At 66.5% G+C, this 23173-nt stretch carries 16 protein-coding genes and 1 pseudogene; 5 read left to right on the top strand and 12 right to left on the bottom strand.

Annotated elements, in window-relative coordinates; translation table 11 throughout:
• Positions 1-37 precede the first annotated feature (37 nt).
• From ACIGJC_RS15790 to ACIGJC_RS15770, 5 genes and pseudogenes are all read right to left on the bottom strand, one after another.
• Positions 38-3235, bottom strand: a complete 3198-nt coding sequence (locus ACIGJC_RS15790; protein WP_483709928.1) for an efflux RND transporter permease subunit — start codon at positions 3233-3235, stop codon at positions 38-40.
• 3 nt (positions 3236-3238) lie between these two features.
• Positions 3239-4480, bottom strand: coding sequence for an efflux RND transporter periplasmic adaptor subunit (locus tag ACIGJC_RS15785; RefSeq protein ID WP_483709927.1), 1242 nt, complete (start codon positions 4478-4480; stop codon positions 3239-3241).
• A gap of 268 nt (positions 4481-4748) precedes the next feature.
• Positions 4749-5384 (bottom strand): annotated as a pseudogene (locus tag ACIGJC_RS15780) (MOSC domain-containing protein).
• A gap of 128 nt (positions 5385-5512) precedes the next feature.
• Positions 5513-6685 (bottom strand): MFS transporter, encoded by a 1173-nt coding sequence (locus ACIGJC_RS15775; protein ID WP_483709925.1) that lies wholly within the window; start codon positions 6683-6685, stop codon positions 5513-5515.
• A gap of 216 nt (positions 6686-6901) precedes the next feature.
• Positions 6902-7927, bottom strand: a complete 1026-nt coding sequence (locus tag ACIGJC_RS15770; protein ID WP_483709923.1) for a D-2-hydroxyacid dehydrogenase family protein — start codon at positions 7925-7927, stop codon at positions 6902-6904.
• 488 nt (positions 7928-8415) lie between these two features.
• Here ACIGJC_RS15770 and ACIGJC_RS15765 point away from each other — a divergent pair, with 488 nt between their 5' ends.
• Complete coding sequence (locus tag ACIGJC_RS15765) at positions 8416-10272, top strand: phosphoenolpyruvate carboxykinase (GTP) (RefSeq protein WP_483709922.1); 1857 nt, start codon at positions 8416-8418, stop codon at positions 10270-10272.
• An 80-nt stretch (positions 10273-10352) separates the two neighbouring features.
• On the opposite strand, the gene ACIGJC_RS15760 is transcribed toward ACIGJC_RS15765, so the two are convergent.
• Positions 10353-11051, bottom strand: a complete 699-nt coding sequence (locus ACIGJC_RS15760; RefSeq protein WP_483709921.1) for a response regulator — start codon at positions 11049-11051, stop codon at positions 10353-10355.
• Positions 11048-12454: a cache domain-containing protein gene (locus ACIGJC_RS15755; protein WP_483709920.1), complete on the bottom strand. Its 1407-nt coding sequence runs from the start codon at positions 12452-12454 to the stop codon at positions 11048-11050. Before ACIGJC_RS15755 ends, ACIGJC_RS15760 begins: the two co-directional genes overlap by 4 nt.
• 397 nt (positions 12455-12851) lie before the next feature.
• Here ACIGJC_RS15755 and ACIGJC_RS15750 point away from each other — a divergent pair, with 397 nt between their 5' ends.
• The 3 genes from ACIGJC_RS15750 (at position 12852) to ACIGJC_RS15740 (ending at position 15798) form a co-directional block, all read left to right on the top strand.
• On the top strand, positions 12852-14924 hold the full coding sequence (locus tag ACIGJC_RS15750; RefSeq protein WP_483709918.1) for a carbon starvation CstA family protein: 2073 nt from the start codon (positions 12852-12854) through the stop codon (positions 14922-14924).
• A gap of 25 nt (positions 14925-14949) precedes the next feature.
• Positions 14950-15144: a YbdD/YjiX family protein gene (locus tag ACIGJC_RS15745; protein ID WP_211946023.1), complete on the top strand. Its 195-nt coding sequence runs from the start codon at positions 14950-14952 to the stop codon at positions 15142-15144.
• Positions 15145-15342: 198 nt separating this feature from the next.
• Positions 15343-15798, top strand: coding sequence for a hypothetical protein (locus ACIGJC_RS15740; RefSeq protein ID WP_483709916.1), 456 nt, complete (start codon positions 15343-15345; stop codon positions 15796-15798).
• A gap of 263 nt (positions 15799-16061) precedes the next feature.
• Here ACIGJC_RS15740 and ACIGJC_RS15735 read toward each other — a convergent pair whose 3' ends face one another.
• Positions 16062-16319, bottom strand: a complete 258-nt coding sequence (locus ACIGJC_RS15735; protein ID WP_483709915.1) for a hypothetical protein — start codon at positions 16317-16319, stop codon at positions 16062-16064.
• 189 nt (positions 16320-16508) lie between these two features.
• Here ACIGJC_RS15735 and ACIGJC_RS15730 point away from each other — a divergent pair, with 189 nt between their 5' ends.
• The gene (locus ACIGJC_RS15730; protein WP_483709913.1) at positions 16509-17414 is read left to right on the top strand and encodes a LysR family transcriptional regulator; all 906 of its coding nucleotides are present in this window, start codon (positions 16509-16511) and stop codon (positions 17412-17414) included.
• A gap of 53 nt (positions 17415-17467) precedes the next feature.
• On the opposite strand, the gene ACIGJC_RS15725 is transcribed toward ACIGJC_RS15730, so the two are convergent.
• The 4 genes from ACIGJC_RS15725 to ACIGJC_RS15710 all read right to left on the bottom strand — a co-directional run bounded on the left by ACIGJC_RS15725 (position 17468) and on the right by ACIGJC_RS15710 (position 23080).
• Entirely contained in the window at positions 17468-20155 is a 2688-nt protein-coding gene (locus ACIGJC_RS15725; RefSeq protein WP_483709912.1) for a DNA topoisomerase III, read from the bottom strand.
• A 147-nt stretch (positions 20156-20302) separates the two neighbouring features.
• Entirely contained in the window at positions 20303-20707 is a 405-nt protein-coding gene (locus ACIGJC_RS15720) for a thioredoxin family protein (protein ID WP_483709910.1), read from the bottom strand.
• A 79-nt stretch (positions 20708-20786) separates the two neighbouring features.
• A complete protein-coding gene (dprA, locus tag ACIGJC_RS15715; RefSeq protein ID WP_483709909.1) occupies positions 20787-21899 on the bottom strand; it encodes a DNA-processing protein DprA in 1113 nt (370 codons plus the stop codon).
• 11 nt (positions 21900-21910) lie between these two features.
• Positions 21911-23080, bottom strand: a complete 1170-nt coding sequence (locus ACIGJC_RS15710; RefSeq protein WP_483709907.1) for a LysM peptidoglycan-binding domain-containing protein — start codon at positions 23078-23080, stop codon at positions 21911-21913.
• Positions 23081-23173: the final 93 nt, after the last annotated feature.

The following is a 23173-nucleotide window of genomic DNA, read 5'->3' as shown; positions in this document are numbered from 1 at the left end:
GAAAGCGGTGCCGCGCCTGCGGGCACGGCACCACGGCTCAATGCTGGTGCGCCACCTCGCCATGCACCGGCTCGGCCAGGCGATTGCCTTCCGCGTCGATCTGCAACGGCCCGGTACCCGAGAACCGGTCCAGCGCCAGATAAATCACCGGCGTAATGAACAGCGTGATGACCTGCGAGAACAGCAGGCCGCCTACCACGGCCAGGCCCAGCGGCTGGCGCAGTTCGGCACCCGCGCCAAGGCCCAGCGCCAGCGGCAGCGCCCCCATCACGGCGGCGAACGTGGTCATCATGATCGGCCTGAAACGCAGCAGACATGCCTGGCGGATAGCCCGCGCCGGCGCCATGCCCTGCTCGCGCTGCGCGGCCAGCGCGAAGTCGATCATCATGATGGCGTTCTTCTTGACGATGCCGATCAGCATCAGCACGCCGATGGTCGCGATCAGCGACAGCTCCACGTTGAACAGGAACAGCGTCAGCAGCGCGCCGATGGCGGCCGACGGCAGGCCCGCCAGGATCGTCAGCGGGTGGATGTAGCTCTCGTACAGCACGCCCAGCAGCGTATAGATGACCGCGATGGCCGCCACCAGCAGCACGATCTGCGTGGCCTGCGACGACTGGAACACCGCCGCGTCGCCACCCCAGCTCGTGAAGATGGAGGTCGGCATGGCGATGTCCTGGCGATAGCGGTCGATCTTGGCCGAAGCCTCGCCCAGCGCCGCACCAGGGGCCAGGTTGAACGACACCGTCACCGAAGGCAGCTGGCCCTGGTGGTTCACGGCAATCGGCCCGACCCGGCGCTCGGTGGTGGCGAACGCGGAGATCGGCACCATCTGGCCGGTCTTGCTGCGCACGTAGAGCTTGGTGAAAGCGCTCTCGTCCTGGCGATCGACATCCGCGGCCTGCAGGATCACGTAGTAGTTGTCGATCGGCGTATAGATCGTCGATACCTGGCGCTCGCCGAACGCCGAGTACAACGCGGTGCGCACGTCCTGCATCTGCACGCCGAGCGCATTGGCCTTGTCGCGGTCGATCGACAGCTGCGCCTCCAGGCCCGACTGCTGCGAGTCGCTGGTGACGTCGCGGAAGATCGAGTCCGCGCGCATCTTCGCCATGAGCTTGTCGCTGAACTCCTGCAGCTGGCCGGCCTTTACGCTCTGCAGCGTGTACTGGTAGCGGCTCTTGCTCTGGCGCCCGCCGAGGCGCAGGTTCTGCACCGGCGAGAAGTACACCGCCAGTCCCGCGATGCCGGACACGTCCTTGCGCAGCGACTCCACCACCTTCGGCATCTTGGGCCGCTCGCCGAGCGGCTTGAGTTCGATGAACATGCGGCCGGTGTTGATCGCCGGCGACGGGCCGCCGCCAATCGACACCACGATGCTCTTCACCGCCGGATTCGCGCGCATGCGCTCGGCGGCATCGCGCAGCCGCTCGGCCATCGCATCGAACGAGATGTCCTGCGGGCCTTCGGCGTTCACCTGGATCTGGCCGATGTCCTCCTCGGGGAAGAAGCCCTTTGGAATCTTGACGAACAGCACGGCAGTCAGCACGAAGGTGAGGCCCGCGGCAGCCAACACCACGCGCCGGTGCGCCAGGCACCAGTCCAGGCCGTGCGCGTACTTGTGCAGCGTCCACTCGAACAGGTTCTCGAACCACTGCGTCGAGCGCATCCCCAGCGTCTGCTTCTGCACCACGGCCGGCGCATGGCCGGCGTGATCGCCGTAGGCGTGCTGCGACTCATCGATCGGCACGTTCTCGGCCGACAGGAAGCGCGCACACAGCATCGGGATCAGCGTCAGCGACACCAGCGCCGACACCAGGATCGACAGCGACACCACCGCGGCGAACTCGTGGAACAGCAGCCCGATCACGCCCGGCATGAAGAAGATCGGGATGAACACCGCCACCAGCGAGATCGAGATCGACAGGATGGTGAAGCCCATCTCGCGCGAGCCCACCAGCGCGGCCTTGAGCGGCGGCACGCCTTCCTCGATATGGCGCACGATGTTCTCGAGCATCACGATGGCGTCGTCCACCACCAGGCCCACGGCCAGCGTGATGGCCAGCAGCGACACGTTGTCCAGGCTGTAGCCGAACGCTTTCATCAGCGCCACCGTACCAATCAGCGAGATCGGCAGCGACACCGTGGGGATCAGCGTGGCGGCGGCGCGGCGCAGGAACAGGAAGATCACCATCACCACCAGCGCCACCGTCAGCGCCAGCGTGAACTGCACGTCGTGGATCGATTCCCGGATCGAGTTGGAGCGGTCGTTGACCACCGCCACGTTGACCGAGCCCGGCATCTGGCTGACCAGGCGGGGCAGGGCGCCCTTGATGGCGTCGACCACGGCCACGGTGTTGGCATCCGGCTGGCGCAGCACGGCCAGCACGATCGAGCGTTCGTTATTGAGCCAGCTGCCGGTCTTGAGGGTCTCGACACTGTCCTCGACCTCGGCCACGTCGGACAGGCGCACCAGGGCGCCGTTGGGCTGGCTGGCGACGATGATGTTGCGGAACGCAGCGGCGTTGGCGAGCTGCCGATTGGCCTGGATCGTCAGCGTCTGGCGCGCGCTGTCGAGCGTGCCGACCGGCGTATTGGCATTGGCGCGGTTCAGCGCCGTGGCCAGCTCGTCGAGCGTCAGGCCGCGCGCGGCCAGCGCATCCGGATGGGCGCGCACGCGCACGGCAAAGCGCTTCTGGCCAAACACCTGCACCTGCGCCACGCCGGACAGCGTGGCCAGCGTCGGCGAGATCAGGTTGTCGCCAAAGGCGTTGAGTTCGGCGAGGCTCATCGCCGGCGAGTTGATCGCCAGCAGCAGCACCGGCGCATCGGCCGGGTTGACCTTGCGGTACGACGGCGGCACCGTCATCTCGATCGGCAGCGAACGCTGCGCGCGGAACAGCGCCGCCTGCACGTCCACGGCCGCGGCATCGATATCGCGGTCGCTGTCGAACTCGATCGTAATGCTTGAATTGCCGAGCGTGTTCGACGAGCTGATGACCTTCACGCCCGGGATCGTCGCAAACTGCTTCTCAAGCTGCGTGGCCACCGAGGCGGCCATGGTTTCGGGGCTTGCGCCCGGCAAGGTCGCCGTGACCTGGATCACGGGCGAGTTGAAGCTGGGCAACGCGGCGATGGGGATCGTCGGGTACAGCACGATGCCGGTGACGATGACCGCGATGCACAGCAGCACCGTCATCACCGGACGGCGGATACAAAGCTCGGACAGCGTCATGGCTTAGTGCCCCTGGGCCGCGGCCGGCGCGCTCGCCGGCGTGGCAGCAGCGGCAGGCGTCGGCGCGACTTCGCGCACCAGCACGCCCGGACGCAGGTTCTGCGTGCCTTCCACGACCACGCGCGTGCCCGGCGGCACGCCTTCGATCACGGCCGACGTGGCGGTGGTGGTCACCAGCTTCACGGGCACGCGGGCGACCTTGCTGTCCGGCTGCACGGTGTAGACGAAGCGGCCTTCGGGCCCCGTCACCACGGCTTGCGGCGGCACCGACAGCGCGTCCTTGAGCGTCTGCACCACGGCGCTGACGTTGGCGTAGGTGCCGGGCCACAGGCGCTGCTCGTCATTGTCGAACTGCGCCTTGACGCGGATGGTGCCGTACTGGGGATCGACCGTGTTGTCGATGAAGGTGATCTTGCCCGTCACCGGCGTCTTGCTGCCGTCGTTGGGCTGGGCGGTGACCTTCACGGGCCCCGCACGCAGCGCGTCGCGCAGCGCGGCGAGCTGCCGCTCGGGCAGGCTGAAGGTCACGGCGATCGGCTGGACCTGCGCGATGGTGACCATCGGCCCGGTGCTGTTGGGCAGCACCATCGAGCCCGGGAAGACATTGATCACGCCGGTGCGCCCGCCAATGCTGGCGCGGATCGCGCCGTAGCTGACCGCGACGCGGCTGGCGTCGATTGCGGCCTGGTCGGCGCGGATGGTGGCTTCGAAGCCGTCCACCTTGGCCTGGGCCGTGTCCACCGCGCTCTTGGAGATGAAGTTGCGCTCCAGCAGTTCCTTGCTGCGCGCCAGGTTGCGGCGCGCGTCGGACAGGTCGGCCTGGTCGCGCAGCAATTGCGCCTGGGCCTTGGCCAGGTTGGCCTCGTCCATGCGCGTGTCGAGCGAGAACAGCAGGTCGCCCGGCTTGACGGTCTGGCCTTCCTTGATGTGGACGGCGCGCACGGTGCTGGAGACCTGCGGGCGGACTTCGACAGTGGATAACGCCGTCACATTGCCGTTGGCGGTGAACTGCAGCGGCACGTCGCCCTGCGTCACCAGTGCCGTAGCGACCGCCACCGGCGCGGGCCCCTTGGCGACGGGCTTCGGTACCAGCCAGGTGTGCCATGCAAACCATCCCGCTGCGGCGAGCACCGCAACGGTGATCACCACCACCCACGGCGATACCCGGCCACGGCCGGTTCCGGCGGATGCACTCCAGTTGCCGTCGACAAACCCCTTGGGCTGGTCGATCCTGTCTGTCTTCATCTTGTGTGGACCCTCTTGGCTGCAGCGCGCCCCCCGGTGACGTCCCGCCTCTGTTCCCGCCGTGGCCGCCCGGTACGGGCAGCCCGGGGGCCGGGCGGATACGTGTCGCGCAAACCTCTACTAGTACAGCGGTTCGCCCCGCGGAGCCAGCACGGACTATTACAGCGCGTTACAGCGGTAACGGCGTGATCCGGACCTGGCTTGGCTTGCTACGAGGGGTGGCGTGGCGGATGCGGGGCGGATTGCTTGTATCAAGACACAAACATTATCAGAAAAGCCGCCAGCCATCGCGACGCGAGCGGTTTATGCTGTCGATCGACAGCTTTCGCGGCCCATGCTGCACATGGATGGCATCGCCGGCGCGCACCTCGCCGGACCGCAGCACGCCGAGGTAGACGCCGGAGTAGCCGCTCTCGACCATGTCGCGGACGGCGTGGCGGTAGCCCAGCACGGCGTTGAACTTGCATGCAGGCTGCCGGGGCGACGCCACGCGCAGCACTGCGCTGCCGATGTACAGCACGTCGCCCATCCACAGGTCGGCCTCGACCAGGCCTTCGATGGTCAGGTTCTCGCCCATGGCGCCGAACGCAAGTCCGCGGTATGCCTCGGGCTGGCCCGCGGCGCGGCGGCGCTTGTTCCACCACGCCTAGTGCTCGGACGGATAGGCATACACAGCCTTGTCCAGCCCGCCGTGCACGGCCAGGTCGGCTTGCTCGTCGCCGGCCACGCCCTGCGGGCGCACCTGCACGCGCAACGGGTGGACCAGCGTGCTGACCGGGTGCTTGCGGATGCCGGACATCACCACCGCCTCGGTGCCGGCACGGGATACCACCAGCGGAATGGCCTTGCCGATATTGATCGCCAGCACGCGTGCACCACTCAGGATTCCATTCGGTTCGCTCAAGATGCCCCCGCCGCGCGAGTTGTGGACAACTCCGTGGATAACGCAGGGAACAGGTGGTGGACAGTGCGTTGGACAACACTGTGGAAAAGCTGTGGAGCGAGACCTGGCCCGGGGACGGGCGGGGCCGCTCAGGCCTGTTGCGGGACCTGCCGCGGCGGCCACTGGCAGCCGAGCGCGCGGGCCCGCTGCGAGATCACCAGCGCCGCCAGCATCAGTATCGCGGCGCCCCAGTGCAGCGAACCGGTGCCGGCCACTGTATACAGGGCCGCGCCCGCCATGGCGCCGATGGCCTGGCCGAGGTAGATCGACGACGAGTTGAGCGAGATCGAGACCGATGCGCGGTCCGGCGCGATCATCACCAGCCGGGCCTGCTGCGCGCTGTTGGTAGCGAAGCCTCCCACGCCCCACAGCATGAACAGCAGCACCAGCGGCACGGTGCCCAGCCCCGCCAGCGGCCACAGCACCATCGCCGTGATCGACGTCAGCAGCGCGAACTGGACGATGCGGCTGGGTGTGATCCGGTCCATGCGGGAGGCCGCCATGGCATTGCCGAAGACCCCGCAGGCGCCGTAGGCCAGGAACATCAGGCTCAGCGCAGCGCCCGAGATGCCGTGCACGTCGCGCATCAGCGGGGCAATGTAGGTGAACATCGTGAACATGCCGGCCGACTGGATCATGGTGGCGGCCACCACCAGCATGATCGGCCGGTGGCGCAGCACGGCGCTCCAGGCCTCGCGGCCCACAGCCGGCACGTAAAGGCCGCGCGGCAACGCGCGCCAGACCGCCGCCGACACCAGCAGCGCCAGCACGCCCACCACCGCCATGCTGACGCGCCAGCCTAGCGTGCTCGCGATCCAAGTGCCCAGCGGCACGCCGACCACGCTGGCGATGCTCCAGCCCAGGAACACGAAGCTGATGGCCCGGCCGCGGGTCTGCGCGTTGACCAGCAGCGGCAGGGTAGCGGCAGTCTGCGGCGTGTAGATGGCCGCGCCGATCGCGGTCAGGAAGCGGATCGCCATCAGCGTGGCGAAGTTCGGCGCCAGGGCGGCCGCAAGGTGCAGCACGGCGTAGATCAGCAATGAGCCGGACAGCAACAGGCGGCGATCGATGCGTGAACCGAGCGTGGCGAACACCGGCGCGCCCACGCAGGTGGCCAGGGCGAACACCGAGATCAGCTGGCCGGCACTGGCCACGCCCAGGCCAAAATCGGCGGCAATGTCGTTCAACATGCCGGTCACGATCATCGCGCCGGTGCCAATGATGAAATTGCCGACGCAGAGCGTCACAAGCCTGGGGTCCATGCCGGGGGTGGCGCGTGGCGCCTTGTCGTTGTTGTCGGGACGCGCCGCGGGCCATTGCGGCCGGCGGTCAGGGAAGTCTCGAGTGTAGCGGTTCCGCGAAATTCGCGTCCGCGGGCGGAAGCCTTGAAGCGCCGGACCTTTGCCGACGCCATTGGAAGGAGGCTCCCCTGGCCCGCGAAGGGGAGAGGGGAGCAAACCAGCGGTGCTGGATGGGGCTCAGCGCGACAGTACCGGCGTCAACGCCTTCGGATTCACAATGCTCTCATGCTGCCCCGCCAGCACATCCAGGATGTTCTGGAAGGCAATGCGGAAGTACATCTCGTAGCTATCCCGCTCCACATACCCCAAATGCGGCGTGCAGATGCAGTTCTCCATCCGCAGCAGCGCGTGGCCCTGCAGGATCGGCTCGGACTCGAACACATCCACCGCCGCCATGCCCGGACGCCCGCGGTTGAGCGCCGCGACCAGCGCGTTTTCTTCCAGCAGCTCGGCGCGGCTGGTGTTGACGAACAGCGCCGTCGGCTTCATGCGGGTCAGGTCGGCCAGCTTGACCACGCCGCGCGTGTCGTCGTTCAGGCGCAGGTGCAGCGACAGCACATCGCTGTCGGCAAAGAACTGGTCCTTTGACTCCGCCACCGCCAGGCCATCGGCACGGGCGGCTTCCTGCGACGCCTCGCGTCCCCACACCAGCACGTTCATGCCGAAGGCGCGGCCATAGCCAGCCAGCAGCCGGCCGATCTTGCCGTAGCCCCAGATGCCCAGGGTCTGGCCGCGCAGCACCTGGCCCAGCCCGAAGTTGGGCGGCATGGTGGTCGACTTCAGGCCCGACTGCTGCCAGGCCCCGTGCTTGAGGCTGGCCACGTATTGCGGAATGCGGCGCTGCGCCGCCATGATCAGCGCCCAGGTCAGCTCGGCCGGTGCCACCGGCGAGCCCGCGCCTTCGAGCACCGCCACGCCGCGGTCGGTGCAGGCATCGACATCGATATGCGTGTTCGGCGCGGCGCCGACGCGGCCGGTCTGGCTGATGATCTTCAGCTTGGGCAGCTTCTCCAGCAACTGGCGCGTGATGCGCGTGCGTTCGCGGATCAGCACGACCGCTTCCACGTCCGACAGGCGCGCGGCCAGCTGGCCTACGCCCTTGACGGTGTTGTTGAACACCTTGACGTCGTGGCCTTCCAGCAGGCTGAAGCAAGGCAGCTTGCGCACGGCGTCCTGGTAATCGTCGAGTACGGCAATCTTCATCGGCAACTCTTTTTGTCTGCTGGCCTGGTGACCCGGGATTGGTGCGCGCGGCAACGGAGCACGCGCGCGACCAGCGCTATTGTCGGGTATCCGGGGCCGGCACATTCCATGCGTGAATCGGGGTCCGGCAATGCTGCGGAGCAAAAAACAGCGGTGTGCGGCAGTGGTATCCTTGCCCGTTCCGGTGCCGCCGGGGAATGTTCGGTCGAGCTTGGCTCCCGACATCCGGTGCCGCCGGACAAAGCCCGCTGGCCCCATGCAGCTAGCCCCGCGCGGGCGAAGCGCAACTTTAGCGCAGGCGCAGGGACTGCCGCGACCCTTTGCGTTACCCGGGCCGCAGAGGAGTTGTAACGGGATGTGACGACCGGTGCGAGTCGCTGACTTGAGCCGCAAAAGTGCGCCGCGACATGCATCGGCCTGGCTGGTTTCAGGTCGGGCATTTGAAAAGATTTCCCCTTCCTTCCCTTTACACATTTTGGAGTTGCAGGATGAACCACCCCTCGATGCAAGGCACGGCGGCGTTGAACGTGCCGGCCTGGGTCAAGAACCAGAAACTGGTGGCCTGGGTAGCCGAGATCGCCGCGCTGACCAAGCCGGAGCGCATCCACTGGTGCGACGGTTCGCAAGAAGAGTACGACCGCCTCTGCGAGCAGATGGTCGCTGCCGGCACGCTTAAGCGCCTGAACCCGGCCAAACGCAAGAATTCCTACCTGGCCCTGTCCGATCCGTCCGATGTGGCGCGCGTCGAAGACCGCACCTTCATCTGCGCGGACAAAAAGGAAGACGCCGGCCCCACCAACAACTGGATCGCCCCGGCCGAGATGCGCCAGACGCTCAACGGCCTGTTCGACGGCTGCATGCGCGGCCGCACGCTGTACGTGGTCCCGTTCTCGATGGGACCGCTGGGCTCGCCGATCGCGCATATCGGCGTGGAACTGTCCGACTCCCCGTACGTGGCCGTCAACATGCGCATCATGACGCGCATGGGCAAGGCCGTGTATGACGTGCTGGGCACCGACGGCGACTTCGTGCCGTGCGTGCACACCGTCGGCAAGCCGCTCGCCGCCGGCGAGAAAGACGTGCCGTGGCCGTGCAACCCGACCAAGTACATCGTCCATTTCCCGCAGACGCGCGAGATCTGGTCGTTCGGCTCGGGCTACGGCGGCAACGCGCTGCTCGGCAAGAAGTGCTTCGCGCTGCGAATTGCCTCGACCATGGGCCGCGACGAAGGCTGGCTGGCCGAGCACATGCTGATCCTGGGCGTGACCTCGCCCGAGGGCAAAAAATACCACGTGGCCGCCGCCTTCCCGTCGGCCTGCGGCAAGACCAACTTCGCCATGCTGATCCCGCCCAAGGGCTTCGAGGGCTGGAAGGTCACCACCATCGGCGACGATATCGCGTGGATCAAGCCGGGCAAGGATGGCCGCCTGTACGCGATCAATCCGGAGGCCGGCTACTTCGGCGTGGCCCCGGGCACTAGCGAGAAGACCAACTTCAACGCCATGGCGACGTTGAAGGAAAACGTCATCTTCACCAATGTGGCGCTGACCGACGACGGCGACGTGTGGTGGGAAGGCATGACCAAGGAAGCGCCGGCGCACCTGGTCGACTGGCAAGGCAAGGACTGGACGCCGGAAATCGCCAAGGCCACCGGCGCCAAGGCGGCGCACCCGAACGCGCGTTTCACCGCGCCGGCGGTGCAATGCCCGTCGATCGACGAGAACTGGGACAACCCTGCCGGCGTACCCATTGATGCGTTCATCTTCGGCGGCCGCCGCTCGACCACCGTGCCGCTGGTGACCGAGGCGCGCAACTGGACCGAAGGCGTCTACATGGCCGCGACCATGGGCTCCGAAACCACCGCCGCTGCCGCCGGCCAGCAAGGCGTGGTGCGCCGCGACCCGTTCGCCATGCTGCCGTTCTGCGGCTACAACATGAGCGACTATTTCGGCCACTGGCTCGAGCTCGGCAAGAAGCTGGAAGCGTCGGGCGCGAAGCTGCCGAAGATCTACTGCGTCAACTGGTTCCGCAAGGACGCAGACGGCAGCTTCGTGTGGCCGGGCTTCGGCGAGAACATGCGCGTGCTGTCGTGGATGATCGACCGCGTCGACGGCAAGGGCCAGGGCGCCGAGCACGTGTTCGGCACCAGCCCGCGTTATGAAAACCTGAACTGGAACGGCGTGGAGTTCTCGCCGGCGCAGTTCGCGCAGGTTACCTCGATCGACGTCGACGCCTGGAAGCAGGAGCTGGTGCTGCACGACGAACTGTTCACGCAGCTCAAGCACAACCTGCCTCAGGCGCTGGCCGAAACGCGGGCGGCACTGGGCAAGCGGCTGGAAGGTTGATTCTTGCCGCTGTCTGACTCCCCTCTCCCGCTTGCGTGAGAGGGGTTGGGGGAGAGGGGCGCAAACCGAGGGTTTATTGCCTATCCCCCTTCGCTTTCCCCCGACTGCTCCACCGCATACTTCACCAACCCCGCCCGGCCCTCGATACCCAGCTTGCGCTTGAGATTGAGCCGATGGGTCTCCACCGTGCGCACTGACACACCCAGCTGCGCCGCGATTTCCTTGTTGGCCATGCCGCGCCCGATGTAGCCCAGGATATCGCGTTCGCGCTTGGTCAGGGCGTCCAGCGGGCCCGCCGCCGGCATCTGTTCCGCCATGCCGCGCGCAATGCGCGCGCTGTAGAACACGCGCCCCGCCAGTACCGCCTGGATGGCGGCCATCAGCTCTTCCGCAGGGGCATCCTTCAACACATAGCCGTGCGCGCCGGCACGCACAGCCTGGCGCGCGTATTCCAGGTTGTCATGCATGCTGACCACCAGCACGGCAATTTCAGGGTATTGCTCATGCAGCACGCACGTCAGCGCAATGCCGCCCATGCCGCGCATGCCGATGTCGGTGATGACCAGGTCCGGGCGCTCGGCCGCGCCGGCACGATCGAGCCACGCCAGCGCGGCTTCCCCGCCGTCGGCCTCGCCCACCACGCGCAGGCCGGGCTGCAGCGCCAGGTGCATGCGCATGCCGTCGCGCACCAGCGCATGGTCGTCGATCAGCAGCACGCGCGCAGGCGTATCAGCGGCGTGGCCGGATTGGCCTTCGGCCGGGTCGGGGATCTGGGTCATGACTGCGAAGGTTCTTCCGGAATGGGGACGACGGGCCGCGCCTGTATTTTCACGAGCGGCAGCGCGGCTACCAGTTCCGTGCCGCCCATGCCCGAAACAATGCCGAACTGCCCGCCCAGCGCCGCAATCCGCTCGCGCAAATTGCGCAGCCCGATGCCACGCCGGGGATCGACCTGCATGCGGGCCACGTCAAACCCGCGGCCATCGTCGCGCACGGTCAGGCGCGTCGCGTCGGCATCGAAAGCCAGGGCCACCGTGACTTTGCGGGCGCCGGCATGGCGCTCGACATTGGTCAGGGCCTCCTGGGCGATCCGGTACAACGCGGTGGCCTGTTCGTCAGGCAGCTCGCGCGGCGTGCCGGCCTGGGTCACGCTGATCTGCAGGTGGCTGCCGCCCTGCATCTCGCGCGCCAGGTGCTCCAGCGCGGCAACCAGGCCGAGGTCATCGAGCAGGGCGGGCCGCAGGTTGCGGGCCACGCGCCGGACCTCGTTGAATACCGTGTCGAGCCGGTTCAGCGCCATGCCGAGAACCGGCGCCACCGCCGCGCCTTCTGCCGGCGCCAGGCGCAACCGGTTGGCGGCCGCTTCCAGCACCAGCTTGACCGACACCAGCAACTGGCTGATGCCGTCATGGAGTTCGCGCGACAGCCGCGCGCGCTCCTCTTCCTGTGACTGGACCACGCGCTGCGCCAGCTGGCGCAGCTTGGCGTCGGCCTCGCGGTGCTCGCTGATATTGAGGGCCAGGCCGCTCGCCGCCACCAGCAGGATGCTGACCGCGGCAATCACGCCGATCCACGCCATGGTCTCGCGGATATCGGTCGCGGCGCGCGCATCGAGCTGGCGCAACGTGTTTTCCACATCGTCCAGGTAGATGCCGGTGCCGAGCATCCAGCCCCATTCGGGCACGGCCACCACGTAGCCGAGTTTGGGCGCGAGCTGCCGGGACGATGGCTTCCTCCACAGGTAGCGCACCGAGCCCCCGCCGGCCTTGGCCGCGGCAATCAGCTTCTGGATGGTCAGGGCGCCCTGCGGGTCACGCAGCATCCACAAGTCCTGCCCGACCAGTTCTGGCTGGCGCGGATGCATCAGGTTGCGGCCCTGCAGGTCATACAGGAAGAAGTAGCCGTCGGGCCCGTAGTCGAGCCGCGCCAGTGCGTCCATGGCGGCCTGGCGCGTGGCGGCGTCGGTGCGGCCCGAACGCACCATCGGCGCGATCGCGCTCTGCGCCAGCTCTACGTAGTGGCGCAGTTCGGTTTCCTTGCTCTGGAGATAGGCCGACTCGACCAGCGCGCGCTCATGCCTCGCCAGCTGCGTCGCCTGGAAACGCACGGCAAGTGCAATGCCAAGCATGGCCACCGCCAGGGGCGCGACGGCTAGCAACAGGATCTTGTGGCGGAGTTTCATACATGAACCGGACGACCGGGGGTAAACACCGATGCCGCGTGGGCGGCATGCCACCGTCGATTTGCGTAGTACTACGCAGAAGTGCTGCGTAGTTACGCGCTTGTGCGGGGTTTGGCGGGTGTCAATACTACACGCCGGACGCTTGAGCCGCCCCAACAAGGCGCGTGCGTCGACGCAGCTGGTGCGCCGCCCACCCGGATGGTGCATTGCCTGCCTGCAAGACGAGACCCGGAAACGACAAGAACCGGGCGAGCAGCAGCAAGATCCGAAGAGACACCCTCACCGCCGGATTGCCCCGCTGCCCGCCCTCAGGCGCGCGCCCGCCGTCGACCTGCCAGTTACCAGTCCTTCGCCGCCGCAGGCTATCGAAATCCCCCGGTCTGAGGAGACCTTCACTATGAATCGCATCGGAGAACACCTGGTGTGGCTGGCCGTCGCCATCCTTGGCGCGTTTGCCTTCGCCACGGTCGCGCTGTCGCGCGGCGAGGCGGTCAGTGCGCTGTGGATCGTGGTTGCCGCGCTCTGCATCTACCTGATCGCCTACCGCTACTACAGCCGCTTCATCGCCGACAAGGTCATGCAGCTGGACCCGAAACGCATGACCCCGGCCTGGCGCCACAACGACGGCCTGGACTACGTGCCGACCAACAAGGCGGTGCTGTTCGGCCACCACTTCGCCGCCATCGCCGGCGCCGGCCCGCTGGTCGGCCCGGTGCTGGCCGCCCAGATGGGCTATATGCCGGGCATGCTGTGGATCCTGGCCGGCGTGGTGTTCGCCGGCGCGGTGCAGGATTTCATGATCCTGTTCATCTCCACGCGCCGCGACGGCCGTTCGCTGGGCGACCTGGTCAAGTCCGAAATGGGCACGGTGCCGGGCATGATCGCGCTGTTCGGCTGCTTCATGATCATGATCATTATCCTGGCGGTGCTGGCGCTGATTGTGGTGAAGGCGCTGGCCGGCTCGCCGTGGGGCACGTTCACCGTGGCGGTGACCATTCCCATCGCGCTGTTCATGGGCATCTACACGCGGTACATCCGTCCCGGCCGCATCGGCGAGGTGTCGGTGATCGGCTTCGTGCTGCTGATGCTCGCCATCCTGGGCGGCCAGTACGTGCATGAAAGCGCCGTGCTGGCGCCGCTGTTCACGTATGACGGCAAGGCGCTGACCTGGATGCTGATCATCTACGGCTTTATCGCCGCCGTGCTGCCGGTGTGGCTGCTGCTGGCGCCGCGCGACTACCTGTCGACCTTCCTGAAGATCGGCACCATCATCGCGCTGGCCATCGGCATCCTGATCGTCGCGCCGGAACTCAAGATGCCGGCCTTCACGCAGTTCGCCCAGGGCGGCGGGCCGGTGTGGTCGGGCAACCTGTTCCCCTTCCTCTTCATCACCATCGCCTGCGGCGCCGTGTCGGGCTTCCATGCGCTGATCTCGTCGGGCACCACGCCCAAGCTGCTGGAGAATGAAAGCCACGCGCGCTTCATCGGCTACGGCGCGATGCTGGCCGAATCCTTCGTCGCCATCATGGCGCTGGTGGCGGCCTCGGTGATCGAGCCCGGCGTGTACTTCGCGATGAACAGCCCCGCCGCCGTGATCGGCACCACGCCGGACGCCGTGGCCCACGCCGTATCGACCTGGGGCTTCGTCGTCACCCCTGACGTGCTGATCCAGACTGCCAAGGACGTTGGCGAGAACACCATCATCTCGCGTGCCGGCGGCGCGCCGACGCTGGCGGTGGGCATCGCCCATATCCTGCACCAGGTGGTGGGCGGCCAGGCCATGATGGCGTTCTGGTACCACTTCGCCATCCTGTTCGAGGCCCTGTTCATCCTGACCGCCGTCGACGCGGGCACCCGCGCCGGCCGCTTCATGCTGCAGGACCTGCTGGGCAGCTTCGTGCCGAGCATGCGCCGCACCGACTCGCTGCCGGCCAACCTGATCGCCACCGCGCTGACCGTTGCGGCCTGGGGCTACTTCCTGTACCAGGGCGTGGTCGATCCGCTGGGCGGCATCAATACGCTATGGCCGCTGTTCGGTATCTCCAACCAGATGCTGGCCGCCGTGGCACTGGTGCTTGGCACCTGCGTGCTGGTCAAGATGAAGCGCGGCCAGTACGCCTGGGTGACGCTGCTGCCGACCATCTGGCTGCTGATCTGCACGCTGACCGCCGGCTGGCAGAAACTGTTCGATGCCGATCCGAAGGTCAGCTTCCTGACCCACGCCGGCAAGTTCAGCGCCGCCATCGCCGAAGGCAAGGTGCTGGCCCCGGCCAAGACCATGGAGCAGATGCACCGCATCGTCTTCAATGACTACCTGGACGCCGGCCTGTGCGCGCTGTTCATGTTCGTGGTGCTGTCGATCGTGGTCTACGGCTTCAAGACCGCCATGCAAGCGCGTGCCGCGAACCGTCCGACCGACAAGGAAACGCCGTTCGAGCCGCTGCCGGCAGCCGCCTCGGCACAATCCTGATCGCCCGGTTCAAAGGAGCCCCGCCATGCTGGAACAACTTGGAACGATGGGACGCTACCTGGGGCAGTCGCTGCGGCTGATGGTCGGCCTGCCCGACTACCAGACTTATGTGGCCCACATGGAAAGCACCCACCCGGACCGCGCACCGATGACCTACGAGGAGTTCTTCCGCGAACGCCAGGAAGCCCGCTACGGCGGCGGGCAGGGCAAGTGCTGTTGAGCTGCACCGGCTGGGTCTGATGGAACGGGCAACCTTCGGGTTGCCCGTTTTTTTGGGCGTCGGGATCCACGCCTCTGCCGTGTTGTCGCTCAAACCATACGTTTCAGCAGCGGGTTACATGGCTTTACACGTGGTTACAGCAAGACGGAGGATCGTTCTCTACACTTGCGGCACAACATGGCAAAGAAAGGAAACGATATGTCTCGCCATCCCGTTCGCAATATGACCCTGGCTCTCGCCCTGGCGGCGTCCGCGCTGCCGGCCTTCGCGAGCGACATGAACAATGCCCTTGGCGGCGCCCTCGGCGGCGTGGCAGGGGCGGCTGTAGGCGGCGCCCTGGGCGGCAGCACCGGTGCCGTGATCGGCGGTGCCGTTGGCGGCGGCGCGGGCGGGGCGGTGACGTCCAACCGGCGCGAGCGCACGGGTGCCATCATCGGCGGCGCGCTGGGCGGTGGCGCAGGTACGGCAGCGGGTAACGCCATGGGCGGCCGCACCGGCGGCCTGGTCGGCGCGGCGGTGGGCGGTGGCGCAGGCGCAGCGCTGGGCGGCAACGTTTCGCGCAGCAATTCTTATGAGAACGACCGCCGCTACTACGATGGTGGTGGCCACTACAAGCATAAGAAGCACAAGCACCACCATCATTACGACGACTGAGCCCATCCTCAGCCGGGCAGGATCCAGGAACGGGCCGCTGGCCCGTTTTTCTTTGCGTGCTCTGGCATAATGCCAGGCAGAAGCAGTCCCTCCTGACCGGACACAGAAACAAAGAAGCCCGCAAACCAGTGCGGGCTTCTTCTCCGGATAAACAAGGAGAGGTCTGTCAGACGCTCTCCAAACGACCTGTGGAGACCAGGTTGAGAGGTAGGGGCCGCATAGGGGAGATACGGCCCCGGACCGCGGCTTGCGGGCCCTGTCGATTACAGGGGCGCGCGGTCGGAAGACAGATCGTACTTGGCGCCGTCGCTGTACACGTCGTACTTGCCGGCCTTGGCGCCATCGCTGTAGACGTCGTACTTACCAGCCTTGGCGCCGTCGCTGTAGACGTCGTACTTGCTGCCGGCCTTGGCGCCATCTGCGTACGGGTCAAACTTGCCGGCCTTGGCAAACGCCGGTGCAGCGGAAAGGGCTGCGGCGAGGGTGGCAATAGCGATCAGGGAAAGACGGGGGGTTTTCATGGCTCAGTGTTTCTTCAACTTGGTGCCGGTTTGTGCAGTCTAGGTTGCTGCAATGCGGCATCCGATGGGTAGATATTAGGCGTTTCCCTCATATCAATAAATATCGCCTGGCACAATGATTAGTTCTGATTCCAACAATAAAGTCACCTGAACCAGGAAAAATTCAGGAGAACGACGGGAGACTATGTCATGGATCGCCTGCAATCGATGCGCGTGTTCGCCAAAGTGGTGGAGCTAGGCAGCTTTGCTCGTGCAGCGCAGCAGTTGGAGATGTCCAACGCGGTCGTGACGCGCTATGTGGCGGACCTGGAAAGCCACCTGGGTACGCGGCTGCTGAACAGGACGACCCGCAGCCTGTCGCTGACCGACGCCGGGGAAACCTACCTGCAGCGCTGCCAGCAGATCCTGGAAGACGTGGAAGAAGCCGAAGGCGTGGTGACGGCGCGCAGCCAGTCGCTATCGGGAACCTTGCGACTGGTGACTCCAGTGATGTTCGGACTGCACTTGCTACCAAGCCTGATGGCGCGGTTCCAGCAGCTGTACCCCGATGTGGTCTTCGACGTGCTCCTGTCCGACCGCAACGTGGATATCGTGGAAGAGGGACGGGACGTCGCGGTCATGCTGTCGGATCTGGGCCTCGGCTCGCACCTGGTGGCCCGGCCACTGATCTCGGCCGAAATTGTGCTGTGTGCCTCGCCTGAATATGTCCGCATGCACCCGCCGCTGCGGCACGCGCACGAGCTGACCAATCACCGCTGCATCGCCATGCGGCTGCCCAACGTGGAACACGAGTGGACGCTGCTTGGGCCCGAAGGCGAAGTGACGGTGCCGATCCGTCCTGGACTGCTGTGCAGCAATGCCGAACTCGCGCACCAAGCGGCACTCGCGAATATGGGCGTGGCGATGCTGTCGTCCTACCTGGCCAAGCAGAATATCGAGTCAGGCAGCCTCGTGCACGTCCTGCCGCAGTACCAGTTGCCGCGGCGCGATGTCAGCGTGGTTTATCCGAGCCGCAAATTCCTGCCGACCAAAGTCCGGGCGTTTATCGACTTCCTGCTGGAAGAGGGCGTCCGGGGCCGCGAGCAGCTTTCGTAAGGCAAACGGGAGGACGCAGGCGCTGACGCGCCGTCTCCCCCCGCCCTATACCATTACTCTTCGGCCTCGACCGTGGCCTTGCCCGCGTCGCGGGTCTTCTTGGCCGCGACCGTCTTGGCGGGCGCCTTCTTGGCCGCGGTCTTGGTCGCGGTCTTGGTCGCGGCGGTCTTGGTGGCTGCCTTCTTCGCCGGCGACTTGGCCGCACCGGCCTCGGCTTCGTCCGGCTTTGCGGCCGTGCGCGACGCAGTCTTCGCCGATGCCTTGGCGCCGGCCTTGGGCTCGCGGGCCTCGAATTCGAAGCCGATCTTGCCGTCCGCCTGCCTCACCAGGAACGCCTTGAAGTTGCGGCCCGTGCGCGACGACTTGAAACCCGTCAGCAGGTCGGTACGGCCGTCGTTGAGCAGCTTGCCGACCTGTTCGCGGCTGATTTCCTGCTGCAGGATGATCTTGCCGGTGGTGAAGTCACAGGTCTTCGGGCTGGCCACGCTGTTCTCGCACACATACTTCATGCCGTGCTCGAACACCGCGCCACTGCACTTCGGGCAGGTGCCGACCGGCTCCTGCCCGCTGAAATCGACCGGCTCGCCGTCGCCCTCGTCATCGTTCTGGCCGAAATCGAATTCCATCTTGTAATGGCCTTCGTCGTCCTTGGCGATCTTGAGGATGGCGGCAAACGGCCGGCCCATCTTGCTGCGGAATCCTTGCAGCGGGCCGATTTCCCGCTTCAGCAGCAGTTCTTCAACCTCGTTGATCTCGAACTGGCGGCCACCAGGGATCTTGCTGATCGAAAATTCGCACGCGGTGCAGGCAAAGCGGCGGTAATTCTCCTTCACCTGGCCGCCGCACTGCGGGCAGGGCGTCGCCAGCGTGGCGTAGTCGCCAGGGATGGTGTCGCTGTCGTATTCCTTGGCGCGCTTGACGATCTGCTGCGTCATCTGCGCGATCTCGAGCATGAACTCGTCGCGCTTCAGGCGTCCTCGCTCGATCTGCGACAGCTTGTGCTCCCATTCGCCGGTCAGCTCGGCCTGCGTCAGTTCCAGCACGCCCAGGCCGCGCAGCAACGTCATCAACTGGAACGCCTTGGCGGTTGGGATCAGCTCGCGGCCTTCGCGCACCAGGTACTTTTCCGTGAGCAGCCCTTCGATGATGGCCGCGCGCGTGGCCGGCGTGCCCAGGCCTTTGCCGGCCATGGCTTCGCGCAGCGCGTCGTCGTCCACCAGCTTGCCGGCGCCTTCCATGGCGGACAGCAGCGTGGCTTCGTTGTAGCGCGCGGGCGGCTTGGTGGTCAGGCCCACGCTCTCGACCTTGTCGGTCTTGACCTTCTCGTCCTTGGCTACCGGCACCAGGTTGGCGGCATCCTTGTCGCCCTGCGCCTCGCGGCCATAGATCACGAGCCAGCCCGGATTGACCAGCACCTTGCCTTCGGTCTTGAAGTGATGGCCGGCGACTTCCGTGATACGAGTCGTGACCTGGAACTCGGCGGCCGGGAAGAACACCGCCAGAAAGCGGCGCACGACCAGGTCGTACAGCTTCTGCTCCGGCTCCGACAGGTTCTTGGGCGCCTGCAGGGTCGGGATGATAGCGAAGTGATCGCTGATCTTGCTGTTGTCGAAGATCTTCTTGTTCGGCTTGACCCAGCCCTGCGACAGGATCTTCTTCGCGTGCGGCAGGTAGTTGGGCGAGCTGTCCGACAGCATGGTCATGGTCTGCTTGACCGTTTCCATGTAGTCCTCGGGCAGCGCGCGCGCGTCGGTACGCGGGTAGGTCAGGACCTTGTGCTTTTCATACAGGGCCTGCGCCAGGCCGAGCGTGTTCTTGGCCGAGAAGCCGAAGCGCGAGTTGGCCTCGCGCTGCAGCGTGGTCAGGTCAAAGAGCGCCGGCGACTGCTGCGTCGACGGCTTCGATTCTTCGGTGACAGTGCCGGGCTTGTCGCGGCACGCGGCGACGATGCTCTTCGCCTCGGCCTCGCTCCACAGGCGCGACTCGCGCGCCTCGGGATCGAACTCGCTCTTCTTGAATTTCGGATCGAACCAGCGGCCTTCGTACAGGCCGGCTGCGGCGATGAACTCGGCGTGCACTTCCCAGTAATCGCGCGGCACGAAGTGCTTGATCTTCTCCTCGCGCTCCACCACGATCGACAGCGTCGGCGTCTGGACGCGGCCGACGGTGGTCAGGAAGAAGCCGCCGCCCTTGCTGTTGAAGGCAGTCATGGCACGCGTGCCATTGATGCCGACCAGCCAGTCGGCCTCGGACCGGCAGCGCGCGGCATCGGCCAGCGGCAGCATGTCCTGGTCTTCGCGCAGGCTGGCGAAGCCGTCGCGGATCGCCTGCGGCGTCATGGATTGCAGCCAGAGCCGGCGAATCGGCTGCTTGGCCTTGGCCTGCTGGGCGATCAGCCGGAAAATCAGTTCGCCTTCGCGCCCCGCGTCGCAGGCATTGATCAGGCCGGTGACGTCCTTGCGCTTGATCAGGCGGTTGAGCACCTTCAGGCGCGACTCGGTCTTGGCGATCGGGCGCAGGTCGAAGTGGGGCGGGATCACCGGCAGGTTGGCGAAGCTCCACTTGCCGCGCTTGACCTCGTATTCCTCGGGCGCGGCGATCTCCACCAGGTGGCCCACGGCGGACGACAGCACGAAGTCGTCACTTTCAAAGTACTCGTCGTGCTTGGTAAAGCCCCCGAGGGCACGGGCGATATCGGCCGCGACCGATGGCTTTTCCGCGATGATGAGGGCTTTTGACATTGAACGGGTCCTTGCGGGTTGCTTCCGGCAACGCGCGATTTGCACTGCAATATAAGTAGACATCGCCCCCGGGGGGCTTAGAGGCGCCAATCATAAGCGCGGTTTCGACGGCGGTGCAAGCCAGCCGCAGCAGCGTGAAATCCGCCGCTACGCCGCGCGCCGCCCCCCGGCAAGCAACCACTCCAGCACTTCCGGTACATCCTCCTGCGCTCCGGGCATGGCCGTGCCCCGGGCGAGCATCCGTTCCAGTACCTCGATATGCGGCAGCAGCGTGCCATAGAACTGCGTCGGGCCCCCCGCTACGGGCTGGACCAGCAGCGTGGGGAAATTCTCAATATCGATGTCGCCAAGCCGGTCCGCGTGCGTCTCGATGTCGATCCACACATAGCAGTCCTCCGGGTGGCGTACGGCCAGCGCGGAGAACGCCTGCAAGTAATCGCGGCATGTCCCGCACCATTGCGCGCACAGACAGGCGACCAGCCGACCTTGCGGGCGGTCGGACAGCGCTGCGCCGATGGCGGCAACGTCACGTTCGGGAAAGTAAACGGTCATTACGGTTCAAACATGAGCCTCTTGCGACACCGAGGACCGCCGATTGTATCGGCAATACGTCCGGGGCCACTGGCGAAGTCTAGGACAGACCGCGAAAGAGGTTCCCCGGTAGACGCTCCGCGCGCCCCTCCAGTTCCAGCTCGAGCAGCCGGGTCGCCAGCGTTTCCGGTGCCAGCCCGCTGCGCTCGCATAACGTGTCAAGGGTGACGGGCTCGTGTGTCAGCATGGCGAGCAAGGGATCATCCGGCGCGTCGGACCGTGGCAGTGCTGCGTTCGCCACCTTCTCCGGCCCGACCGCGAGGCCGAACTCTTCCATCACGTCCTGTGGCGACTCGACCAGCTTGGCCCCCTGGCGGATCAGGAAGTGGCATCCGCCCGAAAGCGGCGCGTGGATGGAACCCGGAATGGCAAATACCTCGCGGCCCAGGTCCGCAGCGAGACGGGCGGTAATCAGCGAACCCGACCGGGCCGCCGCCTCCACCACCAGCACGCCTCGGGCGAGCGCCGCGATCAGGCGGTTGCGCCGCGGGAAGTTGTCTTTGAACCCCTGCATGCCCAGCGGGAACTCACTGACGATCGCGCCGTGTTCGGCGATGCGGTGCGCCAGGTCGAGATGGCGCGCAGGGTAGACCCGGTCGGCGCCGGTGCCGATCACCGCCACCGTACCGCCTTCGCCCGCCAGGCCGCCCTCGTGGGCCGCCGCATCCACGCCCCGCGCAAGCCCCGAAACCACCGTCTGGCCGGCCTGGGAGAAGGACCGGCCGAACGCCTCGGCATCGGCCTTGCCCTGCGCCGTGGCATCGCGCGCACCGACGATGGCAAGCGCTGGCCGCGCCAGCGCGGCGGGGTCGCCCTTGATATATAGCAGCGGTGGTGGGTCCGTCAGGTCGAGCAGGCGCACCGGGTAGCGCGGATCGACCAGCGTCAGCAGATAGTTTCCGGGTTGCTCCAGCCACGCCATGGTCTTGGCCAGCGCCTGGCTCAAGGTGGCGCCGGGCGCAGCCAGAATCGCTGCGGCGAGCTTGCGCGGCACCACCGACGACAGCGCCTCCACGCTTTGGGCGAATACCTGCTGCGGCAGGCCGAATGCCGCCAGCAGCAGGCGCACCGTCACCGGTCCGATGCCCGGAGCGCTGGCCAGTCGCAGCCACGCCAGCGTGTCATCCGCGTCCGGCCATGCGGCGGCCGGCACCAGACGGGCCGTCAACGCGGAGAGATGACGCGATCGCCGACCTCGATCACGTTCGAGGCATCGGTCACCAGCGCGTACGACACGGTCGGGAACACCCGGAACACAAAGGCCAGCCCGTAGCGCTCGTCGGGAAGCACGATATGGCGGTTGCCATCGGTCCGGTCGGCCACGACTTCGCCGGTGCGCGAGAGCGCGAGCACGTGGCCCGGCTCCAGTCCGGCATTGGTGCCGACATTGAGCACCACGACCTGCTTGGCGCCACCGTATTGCACACCGCCGTAGACCTTCGCGACACGGCCGTCGACCTGGGTTTCCGGTGCGCGCGGCACGTAGCGGAAGGCCTCGCGCGTCGGCTGGGGCACCAGCAGCGTGCCCACGCCCATTTCCTGCTGGGCCTGCGTCACGCGCAGCGTGGAAACCGCGTCGGGACCGTCGGCAGCGCGGGCCACGCGCACATTGCCTTCATATTCGGCCTCATACCCGAGTACCTGCCCCGTGACCGGATCATGCACCGGCGTGACCGGCCGGAAGGCCTGCCAGTCGCTGCCCACGGCAGCCGCGTCCGGCGCGATGCCGCGCGCGTAGGCGGTGTCGCCGCGGCCCAGATAAACGTGCGATTCGGGCACGGCAACGATGCGCGCCGAGGTGTCCAGGGTGCCCTGGTCCACCACCAGCGGACGGATCAGGAAAGGCTCGATGTCCTTGGCCGGAATACTGAAAATGGCCGCGCCTTCGGCGTCGCCGCGCACGTGCGGCGTCAGCTTGACGGCGTCGTTGGCGCCCGGCGTGGTCGACAGCCAGGCCCGGCCATCGCGCTGGATCAGGTACAGGACCTGGCCGGGATAGATCAGGTGCGGATTGCGGATCTGCTGCCGATTCATGCCCCACAGCTCGGGCCAGCGCCATGGCTGGCGCAGGTACTGCCCCGAAATGCCCCACAGCGTGTCGCCCTTGCGAACCGTGTACTGCGACGGGGCATTGGGCGACAGCTCGCTGGCGGGAATCCCTTGCTGCGCCACGCGCTGCGCTGCGGCGTGCTGGGCCGGTGATACCGTGAGATCTGCCGCCATGGACGGAGCAGTTGCGGCGACAGTGATGCCGGCAGCACTCCAAATGGCGAGGGTGAACGCATGCAGCCTGCGGCCCGACGCCGCCTGGTGTTCTTTGGTAAGATCGCGCATTTTCTTGAACCGGCTGGTAGAGCAGCCGGATTGACCCTGGAGAGCGTGCCTGCTGCGGCGCGCCTTGAATTTTTGTACCAGCGCCCCGATTCT

This window comes from Cupriavidus sp. C3SS-1, assembly GCF_057073755.1.
This window is presented reverse-complemented; position numbering and strand designations above follow the sequence as displayed.

Excerpts from the sequence above, each read along its gene's own strand:
- ACIGJC_RS15745 (WP_211946023.1), top strand. The coding sequence starts at position 14,950 with ATGCTGGAACAACTTGGAACGATGGGACGCTACCTGGGGCAGTCGCTG.
- ACIGJC_RS15760 (WP_483709921.1), bottom strand. The coding sequence starts at position 11,051 with ATGACCCAGATCCCCGACCCGGCCGAAGGCCAATCCGGCCACGCCGCT.
- ACIGJC_RS15730 (WP_483709913.1), top strand. The coding sequence starts at position 16,509 with ATGGATCGCCTGCAATCGATGCGCGTGTTCGCCAAAGTGGTGGAGCTA.
- ACIGJC_RS15765 (WP_483709922.1), top strand. The coding sequence starts at position 8,416 with ATGAACCACCCCTCGATGCAAGGCACGGCGGCGTTGAACGTGCCGGCC.
- ACIGJC_RS15710 (WP_483709907.1), bottom strand. The coding sequence starts at position 23,080 with ATGCGCGATCTTACCAAAGAACACCAGGCGGCGTCGGGCCGCAGGCTG.
- ACIGJC_RS15785 (WP_483709927.1), bottom strand. The coding sequence starts at position 4,480 with ATGAAGACAGACAGGATCGACCAGCCCAAGGGGTTTGTCGACGGCAAC.
- ACIGJC_RS15770 (WP_483709923.1), bottom strand. The coding sequence starts at position 7,927 with ATGAAGATTGCCGTACTCGACGATTACCAGGACGCCGTGCGCAAGCTG.
- ACIGJC_RS15790 (WP_483709928.1), bottom strand. The coding sequence starts at position 3,235 with ATGACGCTGTCCGAGCTTTGTATCCGCCGTCCGGTGATGACGGTGCTG.
- ACIGJC_RS15775 (WP_483709925.1), bottom strand. The coding sequence starts at position 6,685 with ATGGACCCCAGGCTTGTGACGCTCTGCGTCGGCAATTTCATCATTGGC.
- ACIGJC_RS15755 (WP_483709920.1), bottom strand. The coding sequence starts at position 12,454 with ATGAAACTCCGCCACAAGATCCTGTTGCTAGCCGTCGCGCCCCTGGCG.
- ACIGJC_RS15720 (WP_483709910.1), bottom strand. The coding sequence starts at position 20,707 with ATGACCGTTTACTTTCCCGAACGTGACGTTGCCGCCATCGGCGCAGCG.
- ACIGJC_RS15725 (WP_483709912.1), bottom strand. The coding sequence starts at position 20,155 with ATGTCAAAAGCCCTCATCATCGCGGAAAAGCCATCGGTCGCGGCCGAT.
- ACIGJC_RS15750 (WP_483709918.1), top strand. The coding sequence starts at position 12,852 with ATGAATCGCATCGGAGAACACCTGGTGTGGCTGGCCGTCGCCATCCTT.
- ACIGJC_RS15735 (WP_483709915.1), bottom strand. The coding sequence starts at position 16,319 with ATGAAAACCCCCCGTCTTTCCCTGATCGCTATTGCCACCCTCGCCGCA.
- ACIGJC_RS15740 (WP_483709916.1), top strand. The coding sequence starts at position 15,343 with ATGTCTCGCCATCCCGTTCGCAATATGACCCTGGCTCTCGCCCTGGCG.